The organism is Prosthecomicrobium sp. N25 (assembly GCF_037203705.1).
In the GTDB taxonomy this organism is placed as follows: Bacteria; Pseudomonadota; Alphaproteobacteria; order Rhizobiales; family Ancalomicrobiaceae; genus Prosthecodimorpha.
This window is the reverse complement of sequence record NZ_JBBCAT010000005.1, coordinates 188,971-202,829: the sequence shown is the minus strand read 5'-3', so window position 1 is coordinate 202,829 and position 13,859 is coordinate 188,971. Positions and strand designations below refer to the sequence as shown.

The following is a 13,859-nucleotide window of genomic DNA, read 5'->3' as shown; positions in this document are numbered from 1 at the left end:
GCGCGTTCACATGGCGAGGACGAGAAGTTTGGAAAGACCCGAAGACAGGCGGCCGGCCCCGGCCGCGCCGCGCCATGTTGTCCGGCAGCCCGGCCAGTCGGGACTCACCCATGCGGAGCGTCTGAGGGCCGAACTCGCCGACGACATCGTCTGCGGCCGGCTCCAGCCCGGCACCGCGCTCGACGAGACCACGCTCGCGGCGCGCTTCGGGGTCTCCCGGACCCCGGTCCGCGAGGCCTTGCGGGAACTCGCCGCCTCCGGCCTCGTGGTTCACCGCGCCCACCGCGGCGCCGTGGTGACGGCCCTCACCGAGGACCGGCTGACGGAGATGTTCGTGGTCATGGCCGAGCTTGAGGCCCTGGCGGCGGGCTTCTGCGCCATCGTCATGACCCCTGCCGAGCGCCGCGAACTGATGGGCATCCAGGAAGAGGCGGAGGCCTTGGTGCGCGCCGGCGACCTCGCCGGCTACACGGACGCCAACGACCGCTTCCACGCATTCCTGTACATCGCCAGCCACAACGAGTTCCTGGCCGAGACCGCCCTGTCGGTCCGCCGCCGCGTCTCCGCCTTCCGCCGCGCCCAGTTCCGCACCCTCGGCCGTCTCCAGCTCAGCCACCAGGAGCACGACCGCGTCGTCCAGGCGATCCTGCGCGGCGACAGAGACGGGGCGAGCCGCGACATGCGCAACCATCTGGACTCCGTCCGCCAGTCCTTCATGGTGTTCCACGACGGCCTCTGACGCCCCGCTCAGCGGGAGGCCATGTAGGCGCGCCAGCCGCCGAACTCGGAGATGTCGCGCGCGCCCTCCAGGCCCGCGCGCTCGCACATGAAGCCCTTGATCGCGCTGCCGTCCTCGAGCCGCACCGTGCCGATGCCGAGCGGCGCCGGAATCCCCGCCACGAAGGTGCCGAAGCCCTCCGGCGGCAGTGCCCAGATCTCGACCTCGATGGCATAGCCGGCGCCCTCGCCCACGCGCACGAGCCCCGGGCGCAACGGCGGCCCGCCCGCGAGCGCGTAGAAGCGGTAGGAGTTCTCGGTCCTGCTCCGACGTATGAAGACCGCGTCGCGGTTCACCAGGTCACAATTGAGCGGCATGCCAGAGAGATGCGCTCCGACCACCGCGATCGGGACCATGCCCGGCGGCACGCCGCGCGTCCGGGCGCAAGGCCGCGGCAGGCCGGTGGCGCCGAGCGGCAGCGCCGCGTCCGCCTCGATCCGGAGCGCCATGGAGGCGAGCCGCGCATCCTCGCCGCCCGGGCCGATCAGCGTCACGCCGGACGGACGCCCGTCGGCGCGGAACCGCTCGGGCACCGCGAGAGCCGACAGCCCGAAGAGGTTGACGAAGTTCGTGTAGGTGCCGAGCGCGGAGTTGGTCGCGACCGGGTCGGCCAGCACCTCCGCGACCGTCCAGGCCCGGGTGACGGTCGGGACCACCAGCGCGTCGACGCGGCCCCAGACCGGCTCCGCCGCCCGCTTCAGCGCCGCCAGCCTGTAGGTCGCCTCGAAGGCCTCCACGGCGGTCCGCCCGCGCGCCGGCTCGATGATCGCCCGCGTCACCGGGTGCAGCCGCTCCGGCCCGGCTTCGAGGAAGCCAGCGATGGCGGCGTAGCGCTCCGCCACCCACGGCCCTTCATAGAGAAGCCGTGCCGCCGCCAGGAACGGCTCGAAGTCGACCTCCACCAGGGAGAAGCCGAGGCCGGCGAGCCGGTCGAGCGCCGCCGCGAAGGCCGCCTCACCCGCCGTATCCCCGAAAAAGTGACGATCCTTCGCGCCCGGCACCCCGAGCCGCACCACCCCCGGCAGTGGCCCGGGCGTGCCCGCCGAGATCGGCCGCGAGAAGGGATCGGCGGGGTCGAAGCCCGCCAGTACCTCCAGCACGCTCCAGGCGTCGTCGATCGTCAGCGCGAAGACGGAGACGCAGTCGAGCGTCCGGCAGGCGGGCAGCACGCCGGCGGTCGAGACCAGCCCGGGGGTCGGCTTCAGCCCGACCAGGTTGTTGAGCCCGGCCGGCACCCGCCCCGACCCCGCCGTGTCGGTCCCGAGCGAGAAGCTCGCCAGGCCCGCCGCCACCGAGGTGGCCGACCCGGAGGAGGAGCCGCCCGGGATGAGCGCGGGGTCGAAAGGATTGCGCGGCACCCCATAGGGTGACCGGACGCCGACCAACCCGGTCGCGAACTGGTCCAGGTTGGCCTTGCCGATCAGGATCGCCCCGGCCTCCTCCAGCCGGGCCACGACGGTCGCGCTCGCCGCCGGTACCCGGGCGAAGTCCGGGCAGGCCGCCGTGGTCGGCAGCCCGGCCACGTCGATGTTGTCCTTGGCCACGAAGGGCACGCCGAAGAGAGGCAAGTTGGCGCGCTCCGCCGGACAGAGCCGCGCCAGCGCAGCCGCCCGGTCCCGGATCGCCTCGGCGGACGGGCGTGCGATGAACAAGGCGGGGTCGTCGTGGCGCGCGATGCGCGCCTCCAGGTCGGCGACGAGATCGCGCGGATCGAGGCCGCCCGCATAGGCCGCCGCGAGACTGCCGAGGTCGAGACTTGCTGGTACGCCGGCCGCCATCGCGGATCCCCTCCCTGGTTCTCCCCCGGTTAGCAAGCCGTATGCCATGGCTCCGCACTGTATGCATGTGCGCAGGACGGCAGGACGCAAGGACAATACGGGACCGGCGCGGAATTGCGTTCGATTCTCTATGATGAAATTTTAGGCAGGTCACTTCGCCTCGGGGACGAGCCGCTCACGAGCCGCGGCGCGCGGGGATCATCCGTGTCCGCCCGGCCAGGGCCGCCGTCGGCGGCTCGCCGGCCGCATAGCGAAGTGCGGCGTCGATCAGCGCCTCCGCATCCGCCGGGCCGAGGGCCGTGAAGGCGTGGAAGGGCCGCCCCCGCGCCCGCAGGGCCGCATTGCAGGGCGTGCGGCACCCGTCGAGGCAGTCGACCCGCAGCACCGACAGGGCCACGCCCCGCTCCGCCGCGCGCGCCTCCACCGCGCGGGCGAGCCGCTCGCCACGGGTCGGGACGGCCGGCGGATCGGCATAGCGGTCGCAACTGACGCAGACGACGAGCCGGGCCGTCATGCGGGACCCGCCACCGCCTCGAGCCGGATGTCGCGCCCTGCCCGGACGCGCCGTGGCCGGGGCGGCGTCGCGCGCGCCAGCCAGCGCCCGAAGGCTGCCGCCGCGGCCGCCGCCGACCAGGCCCAGCCGATCGCCGCCAGCATCCACCCCGCCAGCACGGCGAGGCTGCGCGCCAGCACCAGCGCTCTGCGCCCGACGAGCTTCAGGACCGCCCGCGTCCCGGCCCCGAAGGCCTCGCCGAGGCGCGCCACGCGCCCCATCTCGTCGGCGGAGCGGACGAGCACCAGGGCATCCTGCACCGCGCCGGCCCCGGCCCGCCGGTAGAGCCACGCCGTATCCTCGCCGAGCGTCACCAGGGGCCCGAGCCGGTCCGCCCGCACCGCTTCGGCGGCCGCGCGCCGGGCCGCGGCCACGTCGAGCGATCCCGCCGCAGCCAGGACACGGCGCAGCGCAGCACCGTCGACCGCCTCGCCGAGCGAGCGGCCGAGCGACGCCGCGAGCGGCGCGGAGAGCCGCCCGGCCTTCCGCGCGCCTTTGACCAGGGTCAGCCCGGCGCGCACCGGCGCCGGCGATCCCGCCAGGGCCCAGGTCGCCCCCGTCACCGCGAGGCCCGCCGCCGAAAGCCCGACCACGATCTCGTCCACCGCCTCGCCCCGGGCCGCCCGCCAGCCCTCGCGCCCGAGATCGCGCAAGTCGCCGATGCCCACGAGGTCGGCCGCGAAGGCGCCGGCGAGGCCGGCCAGCCCCTCCCCGTCCCCGACCACCGCCCCGCGCGCGAAGGCCTTCGCGCTGTCCCAGCTCTCGTTCGCCTCCGAGGCGGCGAGGGCCGAGGCGACCGCCGGGTCGAGCCGCACGCCCGTCTGGGCGGCGAGCGCCGAGAAGCTGCGCGCCAGGTCGAGGTCGCCCGCCGCGAGCGCCGCCCGCGCCCCCTCGGACAGGCGCTCCGGCGTCGCCGCCTCGGCGAGTTCGCGCCGGGCGAGCGCGACCGGATCGTCCGCCGCGGCCCACCAGGCCCGCGCCTCGAGCGCCGCCGGCAGGATCGCCCGCCCGCTCGCCCATAGCGACAGGACCACTGCGGCCATGGCCACGATGGTCCTCATTCGTCCTGCTGCCTGCCATGCGGCGCCGAGCGACACCGGCGGCCCTCCGTCCCTGGGCGCCCCGCCGCAATATGGCGGCGCGCGGCGCCTCAGAAAAGAGCCGCGCCTCCGCTCAGCCCCGCGTCTTGGGAGGATCGGGTCCGTCGGTCGCCGAACGCCGCGGATCGGGGTCGCGGACGCTCGCGTCCTCGGTACCGCTGCCCGGCCCGTGCCGCCCGAAGCTGCCCGGCCGGGCCTCCCCGCTGCGCCGCCCGAAGCCGGAATCCGGCCGGTCGGGCGTGAGTCCCAGCCCGTCGCCGCCCGGATCCGCCTCGATCTCCTCCGGCCGCGGCGGGGCGCCGCGCACGCTGTCGTCGTCGCCCGGCCGTCCGGACGAATTGGCGACCACCTCGCCGCCGAGATCCTGGCGCTTGCCCGTCATCGTGGCCTCCTCAGGCCCGGCCGGCGAGCGACAGGAAGCGCTTGGTGACCGCCGGGAGGCCGGTCTCGATCCAGTCCGCCATGGCGTGCTCTTCTTGGAGGGTCGCCTCCAGCATTGGCCGGAACTCGCCCATCCCCGCCTCCTCCGCCATGGCGAGGAGCGACGTGTAGGCGGCGATCTCGTAGGACTCGAAGGCGAGGTTGGCGAAGGAATTCTTGAGGATCTCGTCGTCGGCCGGCATGTGCGCCATGGCGGCCATGTTCCCCATGAACTCGAGCGCCATATCTTTGACGACCGAGCGGTCGTTGCCGAGCCGGTCGAGCATCCGGTCGAGCCGCTCCTCCTGGGCGCGGGTCTCCTGCAGGTGCTGCCGCATGCGCGCCTGCACCTCCGGATAGTCGTCGAGCCGCGGAAGCTGCCGCTCGATCAGCTGGATCGCCTGCTTCTCCAGCGCATGCGCGTTGCGCAACCCGGTGGCGACGATCGACCGCGCCCCTTCCCGGCCTGCGCCGGTGCCCATCGTCGCCTCGGTCATGGTCCGTCTCCTCGTTGCCGGCCCCCCGCGAGGGGGTGTGGTCGGGAAACGGCGGGCCCGGCCGCATGTTCCGGGCCCGAGGGGTCGAGGATCGGCGCGGCTCGTGCCGCCGCCGCCAAGATCACCGATCCGGGGCCGAGGGCTCCGAGATCGCGCCGAGCGCGCCGGCGACGTCGCCCGCCCGGTCGGTGGCGAGATCGCCGAGCGCCACGACGCCGACGAGCCGGCGATCGCCGTCGATGACCGGCAGGCGCCGGATCTGCACCTCGCTCATGACCCGCGCGGCCTCCTCGACGTCGTCGTCGAGCCAGCAGGTGCGCAGGTCGCCGCTCATCGCCTCGCTGACCGGCGTCTCGTCCGGGTTCCGCCCCGCCGCCGTCGCCCTGATGGTGATGTCGCGGTCGGTGACCATCCCGACGAGCCGCTGGCCGTCGCAGACCGGGATCGCCCCGATATTGTACTCGTCCATCATCTGAGCGGCCCGGCGGATCGTCTCCGACGGCCGGATCACGACGGGGTCTCGGGTCATCACTTCGGAAACGCGCATGCGGCTCTCCCTTTGGCTCGGACGCCGGGCTCCCCGCGGAAGCCCGGCCCGAGTCGGAGAAACCTCCATCCCGCCCCGCGCGTTCCGGCGGCCGCGCCTCAGATGACCGCCAGCAGTCCGCCGTCCACGTAGATGACCTGCCCGTTGACGAAATCCGAGGCCGGCGAGGCCAGGAACACCGCCGCCCCGATCAGCTCCTCCGGCCGCCCCCAGCGCCCGGCGGGCGTGCGCGCCTTCACCCAGGCGTCGAACTTGGCGTCGTTCAGGAGGGCCTCGTTCATGTCGGTCGCCATGTAGCCCGGGCCGATCCCATTGGCCTGGATGCCGTGCGCGGCCCATTCGGCCGTCATGGAGCGGGTCAGCATCTTCAGCCCGCCCTTGGCGGCCGTGTAGGGCGAGATGGTCGCCCGCGCCACCTCGCTCGTCAGCGAGGTGATGTTGATGATCTTGCCCCGCCCGCGCGGGATCATGCGCCGCGCCGCCTCCCGGCCGACCAGGAAGGCCGAGGTGAGGTTGGTCTCGAGGACCCGCCGCCAGTCCGCCGCCGCGAGCTCGACCATCGGCTTGCGGTACTGGATGCCCGCGTTGTTGACCAGGACGTCGACCTCCACGCCCTGCCCGTCGAGCCGCGCGAAGGCCGCCGCGACGGCCGCCTCGTCGGTCACGTCGAAGGCGGCCGCCCTCGCCTCGAACCCCTCCCCGGCGAGCTCCGCCGCCGCGGCTTCCGTGCGCGCGGGATCCGTGCCGTTGACCACGATGCGCGCCCCCGCCTCCGCGAGGCCGCGCACGATCGCCCGGCCGAGGCCGCGCGAGGAGCCGGTGACGAGGGCGGTGCGGCCGGTGAGGTCGAAGAGGGCGCGGGACATGGACGGTTCACTCCGGAGAAAAGCGTGGACGCTGCGCGGGGCGGCGGACGGGCCGGCTCAGGCCGGGGCGAGGCGCAGCAGGGCGCGCGCCTCGGCGGGCGTGGCGGGCCGCCGGCCGCGCCGTCTGATCTGGTCGACCGCGAGCGAGACCAGTTCGGCATTCGACGCCGCGAGCCGGTCGCGCGAGATCCGGACATTGTCCTCGAGCCCGGTGCGCACCCCGTCGGCGCCGCGCGCGAGCGCCCAGTCCATGACGATCGGCTGGAAGCGGCCGATGCCCGCGGCCGTCCAGGTGGCGCCGGGCAGCACGATCCGCATCTCCGCGAGCATCACGTCGAGCAGCCGCTCCTCCGCCGGCATGGCGTTCTTGACGCCCATGACGAACTGCACGTGCGGATGGGCGTCCATGAGCCCCTCGTCGACGAGCCGCCTGGCGCCGTGCAGGTGCGAGAGGTCGAAGATCTCGATCTCGGGCCGGACCCCGTTCGCCTTCATGGCGCCGGCGAGCTCGGTCACGAGCGCCGCGGAATTCTCGTAGACGATGGTGGGGAAGTTGACCGACCCGGTGGAGAGCGAGGCCATGTCGGGCTTCAGCCCGAGCGAGCTGCCGCGCTGCGACGGGTCGCGCCCGCGCCCGCCGGTGGAGAACTGCACGATCATGCCCGGGCAGTGCCGGCGCACGCCCTCCTGCACGGCCGCGAAGCGCGCGGGGTCCGACGAGGGCGTCTCGTCGTCGTTGCGCACGTGGATGTGGACGAGCGTCGCCCCCGCCTCGTAGGCCTGGTGCGTGCTCTCGACCTGCTCGGCGGGCTGCACCGGGACGGCCGGATTGTCCTTCTTGCGCGGCACGGACCCCGTGATGGCGACGGCGACGACGACCGGATTCATGACCCCTCCCGCTCACGTCCCCGGATCGGGAGCCCCCCGCCCCGCCTCGCCCCGGCACGGCCGGCGCCGAGCCGCGCGACCCCGTCCGGCCCTCTGGGCCCCTCGCGGGACCGCCCGACCCCCGAGCCCGAAGCGAGGCCCCGAGCCCCACGCCCCAAGCCCGACTGCCCAAGCCCTGATCCCTACTGCCTAACCCCTAACCCCCCAACAATCCAGCCCTTCCCCCTCCCGATCCGATCCCGCGCGCCCTCCGGCCGCTCCGCCAACCCGCAACACGCCCCCGCTCGAAACCTGTTGCAAGCCCGATCCACTCCCGCTATACGGACCCCACTTCGCGCCCGGCCCCACCCGGCCGGCCCGCGGGGCGCGTAGCTCAGTCGGTAGAGCAGCTGACTCTTAATCAGCGGGTCACAGGTTCGATCCCTGTCGCGCCCACCAAATTTTCCTTACAGATCAGGCGCTTAGGCCGCTAGGGCGCGGCCGGGGCGTGCTCGTGTTTCGGCGAGTACCGGATAAGTACCGAAGGACCGCTTCTCGGCCCCCCCTCGCGGCCAAGATGAAGCCGCACTCGGCTGTGGATTGATCCGGATCCGGATCGTGCACTCCGGCCTCTTGCGACACTCTTTCAGCATGTCCGCTGCGCCCGAGCCCCTCGACGAACTCCCGAAGCATCCGAACCCGAACGCTTTCGGGTTGTTCGTTACAGATTGCGAGGTACGGATGCTGCTCGATGCGATAGGTCGAGAGCCGTCGATCGTTCGCGCTGTTGTCTACGGATCGCGGCAAACGGGCGTCAGGCGGGAAAAGCCGAAGCCGGAGCGACTCGACATCGACTTGGCAATCGAGGTGCGACCGAAGTACGCGGATCGGGCCTTCACGGAGTTCAGCTTAGTCGCCGCTCGACTGAAAGATGCTAAAGGCCTCCGGATCCAAGCAGAGGATCTCTCGAACACCGACTCTGTGTACTATCCCGAGCGCCAGCGCGGCGTCCTGATCTTCGAGCGCTGCGCCTCGTGACGTACCCGGTACCCTCATGTCCTCGTCTGCGGCCTCGTCTCAGGCGCCCCTGCGTTCTTCACGGCCATCGAGCGGTCAGGCAATTGCTTGCCGCTGACGCGGGGTACGTAGCGACGTCCGCTCGGGCCCACGCGGCGGAGCAATCTTGGCGCTCGATAATCCGAACTCTCCCGCTCGTTGGCGGAGACGTGGCCAGAACATCGGAGCCCAAGAGTGCGCAAACGAACGTTAGCCCGCGCCCCTCACGCTACGTCCGCCGCCTCCGCGGGCCGGCCGAACATCGCGATGATGTGGCCGCGGTCTTCCGGGGTGATGGTGCCGCCGCGGTCGAGCTTGTCGACGATGACCTTGAGCCGGAGCAGGTCGTCCCGGGGAACGGTGCGGAAGATCGCTTCCCAGTCCTCGACGCTCATGGTCTGCGGCTCGTCCATCGGGGCCCCCCTCGCCTTGTCGACGAGGAGGATCTTGGCCTCGGAAGGGTTAACGGCCCGTCGCCACGGGGCCGGCCGCACGCGATCGGTACGGTGGCGGCGCCCGGCGGGCCGTCAGATCCGCTCGCCGACCCGAACCGGCTCGGCATCGGCCGGGGCGGGCGCGGACTTCGCGCGGCGGACGCTGAGCTTGTTCAGCGCCGACACGTAGGCCTTGGCGGAGGCGACCAGCGTGTCGACGTCCGAACCGCGCCCGCTCGCGATCTTCCCGTTCTCCTCGAGCCGCACGGAAACCTCCGCCTGCGCGTCGGTGCCCTCCGTCACGGCGTGGACCTGGTAGAGCGACAGCTTCGCCTCGTGCGGCCAGATCTGCTTGATGGCGTTGAAGGTGGCGTCCACCGGGCCCGTGCCGTTCGCCTCCTTCGTCACGTGCGTGCCGTTGACGTCCATCGTGATGATCGCCTTCTGGGGCCCGCCCGTGCCGGCGATGACGGTCAGCGCAACCACCTTCACGCTCTCGCCCGCCGACGTCATCTCGTCCTCGACCAGCGCCTCGATGTCCTCGTCGTAGACGTGCTTCTTGCGGTCCGCCAAGTCCTTGAAGCGCCGGAACGCGTCCTCCATGGCGTTGTCGCCGAGGTCGAAGCCCAGTTCCTTCAGCTTCTCCTTGAAGGCGTGGCGCCCGGAATGCTTGCCCATGACCAGGCTCGTCGCGCGCACGCCGACGTCCTCGGGCCGCATGATCTCGTAGGTCTCGGTGTTCTTCAGCATGCCGTCCTGGTGGATGCCGCTCTCGTGCGCGAAGGCGTTCTTGCCGACGATCGCCTTGTTGTACTGCACCGCGAAGCCGGAGACCGACGACACCAGGCGTGAGGCCTGCACCAACATGGGCGTCTTCACCCCCGTCACGTAGGGCAGCCGGTCGCCCCGCGTCCGGATCGCCATCACGATCTCCTCGAGCGCCGCGTTGCCGGCCCGCTCGCCGAGCCCGTTGACGGTGCACTCCACCTGCCGCGCGCCCCCGCGCAGGGCCGCCAGCGAGTTCGCCGTGGCGAGGCCCAGGTCGTCGTGGCAATGCGCCGAGAAGATCACCCTGTCGGCCCCCGGCACCCGCTCGATGACCTGCCGGAACATCGCCTCGTACTCGTCCGGCGTGGCGTAGCCGACCGTGTCGGGCAGGTTGATGGTCGTCGCCCCGCAGCGGATCGCCGCCTCGATGCAGCGGCACAGGTCGTCGATCGGCGTGCGGGTCGCGTCCATCGCCGACCATTCCACGTCCTCGACCAGCCCGCGCGCCTGCGTGACGGTCGTGTGGATGATCTCGATCACCTGGTCGAGGCTCTTGTTCATCTGGAACTTCAGATGGATCGGCGAGGTCGACACGAACGTGTGGATCCGCGGTCGCCGGGCGTGCCGCACGGCCTCGCCGCAGCGCGCGATGTCGGCGGTGATCGCCCGGGCGAGCCCGGCCACGACCGCGGTCTTGGTGTTGCGCGCGATCTCGCTGACGGCCTCGAAGTCGCCCACCGAGGCGATCGGGAAGCCGGCCTCGATGATGTCCACCCCCATGGCGTCGAGGAGTTCGGCGACCTGCAGCTTCTCCTCGAAGGTCATGGAGGCGCCGGCGGACTGCTCGCCGTCGCGCAGGGTCGTGTCGAAGATGAAGACGCGGTCCTTGGAGGAGACGGCCTGGATCGGAGAGGCGGTGTCGGCGGTCATGGAATGCTCGTCCTTCTGCTCTTTCCGGGCGCTCGGGGCGGGTCGCGCGTGGGATGCGGAAGCCGCCGGCGCCGAAGGGGTTCGGTGCCTCGTGTCGACGATCCCCTGAGTGCCCGGCCCGCGAGGGGCCAGCCGGCGCTCAGGGGCCGGTAAGGAGAAGAAGCGAGGAGAGGAGGAGGCCGCGGCCGAAACGCGCGCCGGCACCCGCGGACCGTTCGGTCGCGTCTGTCGCCGGCAGGATGTGATCGCGCGCGATCATGGGGCGAGGGGCCTCGTGGCGGTGCGTCGGACGCACACTCTTGCGAGCGATACCCTCGCGCCGGCCGGATTGCAAGAGCCGATCGGCCCCGGAGACGCGCCGGGGCCCGCTGCCGCTGCCGTCACAGGACTGTCGCATGGCCCGACGTAACGTCCGCCGCGCCATCCCCGGACACTGGAGACGGATCCATGCGCCTCGCCCTGACCGCCGCCCTTCTCGGCCTCTCCCTCCTGCCCGCCGCAGCCGCCGAGATCGGGGGCCCCCGCGCCTTCGCCTTCGTGGCGCTCGGCGACATGCCCTACAAGCTGCCCGACGACTATGCCCGCTTCGACGCCCTGATCGCCAGGGTGAACGGCCTGAAGCCGGAGTTCACCCTCCATATCGGCGATATCAAGGCCGGCTCGACCCCCTGCACAGACGAGAACATCCTGAAGGTCCGCGACCAGCTGAACTCCTTCGCCGGACCGCTCGTCTACACCATCGGCGACAACGAGTGGACCGACTGCCACCGCGAACGCGCCGGCAGGTTCAAGCCGACCGAGCGCCTGTCGCGGCTGCGCGAGTGGTTCTTCGCCGAGCCGAAGTCCCTCGGCAAGACCGCCATGCCGCTGGAGCGCCAGGCCGAGCTGATGCCGGACCTGAAGGCGACCGACGGCAAGCCCTTCGTCGAGAACACCCGCTTCGTCAAGAACGGCGTCCTCTTCGCCCAGGTCCACGTCCCCGGCTCCAACAACAACTTCGAGCCGCGCGACATGGACACCGTCGCCGAGTACTTCGCCCGCAACAAGGCCAACGTCGCCTGGATCGAGGCCGCCTTCTCCAAGGCCAAGGCGGAGAACATGAGCGCGCTCGTGCTCTCCTGGCAGGCGGACGTCTGGGACATCAAGCAGAGCTTCCCGGAGGTGCCGGTCGCCTCGGGATTCACCGACACCATCAAGGCGGTCGAGAAGGGCGCCAAGGCCTTCGGCAAGCCGGTGCTGGTCATCAACGGCGACAACCACGTCTTCACCGTCACCCCCTTCTGGGCGACCGACATGAAGCCCGTCCCGAACGTCACGCGCCTGCAGGTCATGGGCGAGACGATCGTCGGCGCGGTTCGGGTCGTGGTCGACCCGGACAACGCCGAGATGCCCTTCGCCTTCCAGCCGATCAACGAGGCGCCCAAGGCGACGAACTGATCCGCCGGCGGGGCGGCTGCGGGGCCCCTCACCGCCCCCGCAGCCATCCCATGATCTCCGCCACGGCGACCGAAGGCGTGTCGCCGTGGTTCGCGCCGACGAGGATGCGGGTGCCGGTGCCGGTCGGGACCGGGTCGCGCAGGGCCGCCTCGTCGCCGGTGCCGATCACCCACAGGATCGGCACGCCGGCCTTGCCGGCCGTATTGGCCATGTTGCCCGGCCCGGCCGGGTCGAAGAAGCTCAGGTAGGCGACCGCCGTCGTCCGGACCGTCAGGGCCTTGCCCTGGTTGAAGTCGGTGAAGATCGCCGTCTGCTGCCCCTGGCCCGCCGCCACCATGGCCCGCGCCCGCCCGATGTCGGCGCCGATGCGGGTCAGGAAGTTCTGCGGGCGATGGCCCGGCGCCATGGCGACCACCGCCGCCACCCCGCGGCGCCTGGCCGCGTAGCCGAGCGCCACGTTCGCCCCGAGGCTGTGGCCGGCGAGCACGATCCGCGTCACCCCCTGCCGGCGCAGGCCCTCGACCGACCGGGCGATCTCGTCGAGAGTCTCGTCATAGGTCCGGTAGCCGCTCGTCCAGGACATGTTCGGCAGGGCCACCAGCGCCCCGTCCGCCCGCAAGGCGGCGGCGAGCGGCTGCAGGGGCCCCTGCCCGCCCGCCTTGCCGTGGATCAGGACGACGCCCATCCCCTTCATGGACTGCGCCAGGGCGGCGGGACCGGTCAGGGCCGCGGCGGCGGCGATCAGGGTCGCGAGGACGACGCGGCGGGTCGACACGAGCATGGCTGGAGGATCCCGAGGGCGCCCGTCCGCCGCCGGCGCGGACGGGCGAAGACGGAAGGTCGGCCGCCTGCCGGACGGTGGGCGTCAGACCTCGAGCACCCCCTCGGCGACCTTGACCGCATGCCCGCCGATCCGGGCCGCGGTCAGTTCGCCGGCCTCGACCTCGATCTCGAGGTCGATCAGGCTCGGCCGCCCCATTTCGAAGCCCTGTTCGATGCGGTACGTGAAGGTGCCGTTGGGAAGGTCGTCGAAGTCGTTGACGAGGCCCGCGAAGGCCGCGATGGCCGAGCCGGTGGCCGGATCCTCGCCGACGCCGAGGCCCGGCGCGAACATGCGGCCGTGGAAGCTCGAATCGTGGAACAGCGTCTCCCGGCAGTAGACGTAGATGCCGGGCGTGGCCGGTCCGAAGGCCTCGGTCCAGTGCTGCGGAGCGACCTTGATCCGCCGCATGGCGGCGAGCCCGGCGACGGGCACGAAGGCGAAGGGGTTGCCGGCGCTCCACACGGTCGAGACGTGGTTTTCGAAGCCGATCTCGTGCGGCTTCAGGCCGAGCGCGTCGGCGATGGCCGACTTCGGCCCGAAGCTCGCCTCCCCCATCTCGGACAGGCGCGGCACGTCGAACTCCGCATAGGCCGCCGCCCCCGGCACCAGCCTCACGGCGCAGCGGACGAGCCCGATCTGCTCCTCGAGGGCGACGACGGCGTCCATCTCGGTCTCGAGGTCGGGGAAGCGGCGGGCGGCGAGGCAGCAGGCCGTGCCGACGGTCGGGTGGCCCGCGAAGGGCAGCTCCCGGCCGGGCGTGAAGATCCGCACCGCTGCGCTGTGCGCCGGGTTCTCGGCCGGGGTCACGAACACCGTCTCGGACAGGTTGAACTCGCCCGCGATCCGCTGCATGGCGGCCGTGTCCAGGCCCTCGGAATCAAGCACCACGGCGAGCGGGTTCCCCTCCAGGGGCCGGGTCGTGAAGACGTCGAGGACCACGTAGCGGCGCTGAGCCATCCGGGACTCCCGTGAACCGGTTGCGGTTGCGCTCCCTCTCTAAGGCAT

General features: G+C 72.1%; 15 protein-coding genes and 1 tRNA gene. 4 read left to right on the top strand and 12 right to left on the bottom strand.

Annotation, left to right across the window (positions count from 1 at the left end; translation table 11 throughout):
- Positions 1-10: 10 nt before the first annotated feature.
- Positions 11-739, top strand: coding sequence for a GntR family transcriptional regulator (locus WBG79_RS25375; protein WP_443147513.1), 729 nt, complete (start codon positions 11-13; stop codon positions 737-739).
- An 8-nt stretch (positions 740-747) separates the two neighbouring features.
- On the opposite strand, the gene atzF is transcribed toward WBG79_RS25375, so the two are convergent.
- The 8 genes from atzF to WBG79_RS25335 all read right to left on the bottom strand — a co-directional run bounded on the left by atzF (position 748) and on the right by WBG79_RS25335 (position 7,427).
- Entirely contained in the window at positions 748-2,556 is a 1,809-nt protein-coding gene (atzF, locus tag WBG79_RS25370; protein WP_337360033.1) for an allophanate hydrolase, read from the bottom strand.
- A 175-nt stretch (positions 2,557-2,731) separates the two neighbouring features.
- The gene (locus WBG79_RS25365; RefSeq protein WP_337360032.1) at positions 2,732-3,070 is read right to left on the bottom strand and encodes a DUF1636 family protein; all 339 of its coding nucleotides are present in this window, start codon (positions 3,068-3,070) and stop codon (positions 2,732-2,734) included.
- Entirely contained in the window at positions 3,067-4,170 is a 1,104-nt protein-coding gene (locus tag WBG79_RS25360; protein ID WP_337360031.1) for a hypothetical protein, read from the bottom strand. Before WBG79_RS25360 ends, WBG79_RS25365 begins: the two co-directional genes overlap by 4 nt.
- A 112-nt stretch (positions 4,171-4,282) precedes the next feature.
- A complete protein-coding gene (locus tag WBG79_RS25355; protein WP_337360030.1) occupies positions 4,283-4,591 on the bottom strand; it encodes a hypothetical protein in 309 nt (102 codons plus the stop codon).
- A 10-nt stretch (positions 4,592-4,601) separates the two neighbouring features.
- Positions 4,602-5,126: a ferritin-like domain-containing protein gene (locus tag WBG79_RS25350; protein WP_337360029.1), complete on the bottom strand. Its 525-nt coding sequence runs from the start codon at positions 5,124-5,126 to the stop codon at positions 4,602-4,604.
- A gap of 121 nt (positions 5,127-5,247) precedes the next feature.
- Positions 5,248-5,673 carry a CBS domain-containing protein gene (locus WBG79_RS25345; protein WP_337360028.1) on the bottom strand — a complete coding sequence of 142 codons (426 nt, stop codon included), beginning with the start codon at positions 5,671-5,673 and terminating at the stop codon, positions 5,248-5,250.
- Between the two features lie 98 nt (positions 5,674-5,771).
- Complete coding sequence (locus WBG79_RS25340; protein WP_337360027.1) at positions 5,772-6,539, bottom strand: SDR family oxidoreductase; 768 nt, start codon at positions 6,537-6,539, stop codon at positions 5,772-5,774.
- Positions 6,540-6,596: 57 nt separating this feature from the next.
- Positions 6,597-7,427 carry a 3-keto-5-aminohexanoate cleavage protein gene (locus tag WBG79_RS25335; RefSeq protein WP_337360026.1) on the bottom strand — a complete coding sequence of 277 codons (831 nt, stop codon included), beginning with the start codon at positions 7,425-7,427 and terminating at the stop codon, positions 6,597-6,599.
- A 362-nt stretch (positions 7,428-7,789) separates the two neighbouring features.
- Between WBG79_RS25335 and WBG79_RS25330 the strand changes: the two genes are divergently transcribed.
- Both WBG79_RS25330 and WBG79_RS25325 read left to right on the top strand, forming a co-directional pair.
- Positions 7,790-7,865, top strand: a tRNA-Lys gene (locus WBG79_RS25330).
- 282 nt (positions 7,866-8,147) lie between these two features.
- Positions 8,148-8,444 (top strand): hypothetical protein, encoded by a 297-nt coding sequence (locus tag WBG79_RS25325; protein WP_337360025.1) that lies wholly within the window; start codon positions 8,148-8,150, stop codon positions 8,442-8,444.
- Between the two features lie 242 nt (positions 8,445-8,686).
- Here WBG79_RS25325 and WBG79_RS25320 read toward each other — a convergent pair whose 3' ends face one another.
- Positions 8,687-8,875 (bottom strand): hypothetical protein, encoded by a 189-nt coding sequence (locus tag WBG79_RS25320; RefSeq protein ID WP_337360024.1) that lies wholly within the window; start codon positions 8,873-8,875, stop codon positions 8,687-8,689.
- A 114-nt stretch (positions 8,876-8,989) separates the two neighbouring features.
- The gene (locus tag WBG79_RS25315) at positions 8,990-10,594 is read right to left on the bottom strand and encodes a 2-isopropylmalate synthase (RefSeq protein WP_337360023.1); all 1,605 of its coding nucleotides are present in this window, start codon (positions 10,592-10,594) and stop codon (positions 8,990-8,992) included.
- Between the two features lie 447 nt (positions 10,595-11,041).
- Here WBG79_RS25315 and WBG79_RS25310 point away from each other — a divergent pair, with 447 nt between their 5' ends.
- Entirely contained in the window at positions 11,042-12,031 is a 990-nt protein-coding gene (locus tag WBG79_RS25310; RefSeq protein WP_337360022.1) for a hypothetical protein, read from the top strand.
- Positions 12,032-12,059: 28 nt separating this feature from the next.
- Here WBG79_RS25310 and WBG79_RS25305 read toward each other — a convergent pair whose 3' ends face one another.
- Both WBG79_RS25305 and WBG79_RS25300 read right to left on the bottom strand, forming a co-directional pair.
- Positions 12,060-12,812, bottom strand: coding sequence for an alpha/beta hydrolase (locus WBG79_RS25305; protein ID WP_337360021.1), 753 nt, complete (start codon positions 12,810-12,812; stop codon positions 12,060-12,062).
- An 84-nt stretch (positions 12,813-12,896) separates the two neighbouring features.
- The gene (locus WBG79_RS25300) at positions 12,897-13,811 is read right to left on the bottom strand and encodes a PhzF family phenazine biosynthesis protein (RefSeq protein ID WP_337360020.1); all 915 of its coding nucleotides are present in this window, start codon (positions 13,809-13,811) and stop codon (positions 12,897-12,899) included.
- Positions 13,812-13,859 lie beyond the last annotated feature (48 nt).

Bases quoted from the DNA above. Each gene is read 5' to 3' on its own strand.
- WBG79_RS25300 (WP_337360020.1), bottom strand. From the start codon at position 13,811: ATGGCTCAGCGCCGCTACGTGGTCCTCGACGTCTTCACGACCCGGCCC.
- WBG79_RS25355 (WP_337360030.1), bottom strand. From the start codon at position 4,591: ATGACGGGCAAGCGCCAGGATCTCGGCGGCGAGGTGGTCGCCAATTCG.
- WBG79_RS25315 (WP_337360023.1), bottom strand. From the start codon at position 10,594: ATGACCGCCGACACCGCCTCTCCGATCCAGGCCGTCTCCTCCAAGGAC.
- WBG79_RS25375 (WP_443147513.1), top strand. From the start codon at position 11: ATGGCGAGGACGAGAAGTTTGGAAAGACCCGAAGACAGGCGGCCGGCC.
- WBG79_RS25365 (WP_337360032.1), bottom strand. From the start codon at position 3,070: ATGACGGCCCGGCTCGTCGTCTGCGTCAGTTGCGACCGCTATGCCGAT.
- WBG79_RS25305 (WP_337360021.1), bottom strand. From the start codon at position 12,812: ATGCTCGTGTCGACCCGCCGCGTCGTCCTCGCGACCCTGATCGCCGCC.
- WBG79_RS25350 (WP_337360029.1), bottom strand. From the start codon at position 5,126: ATGACCGAGGCGACGATGGGCACCGGCGCAGGCCGGGAAGGGGCGCGG.
- WBG79_RS25325 (WP_337360025.1), top strand. From the start codon at position 8,148: ATGCTGCTCGATGCGATAGGTCGAGAGCCGTCGATCGTTCGCGCTGTT.
- WBG79_RS25335 (WP_337360026.1), bottom strand. From the start codon at position 7,427: ATGAATCCGGTCGTCGTCGCCGTCGCCATCACGGGGTCCGTGCCGCGC.
- atzF (WP_337360033.1), bottom strand. From the start codon at position 2,556: ATGGCGGCCGGCGTACCAGCAAGTCTCGACCTCGGCAGTCTCGCGGCG.
- WBG79_RS25320 (WP_337360024.1), bottom strand. From the start codon at position 8,875: ATGGACGAGCCGCAGACCATGAGCGTCGAGGACTGGGAAGCGATCTTC.
- WBG79_RS25360 (WP_337360031.1), bottom strand. From the start codon at position 4,170: ATGAGGACCATCGTGGCCATGGCCGCAGTGGTCCTGTCGCTATGGGCG.
- WBG79_RS25345 (WP_337360028.1), bottom strand. From the start codon at position 5,673: ATGCGCGTTTCCGAAGTGATGACCCGAGACCCCGTCGTGATCCGGCCG.
- WBG79_RS25310 (WP_337360022.1), top strand. From the start codon at position 11,042: ATGCGCCTCGCCCTGACCGCCGCCCTTCTCGGCCTCTCCCTCCTGCCC.
- WBG79_RS25340 (WP_337360027.1), bottom strand. From the start codon at position 6,539: ATGTCCCGCGCCCTCTTCGACCTCACCGGCCGCACCGCCCTCGTCACC.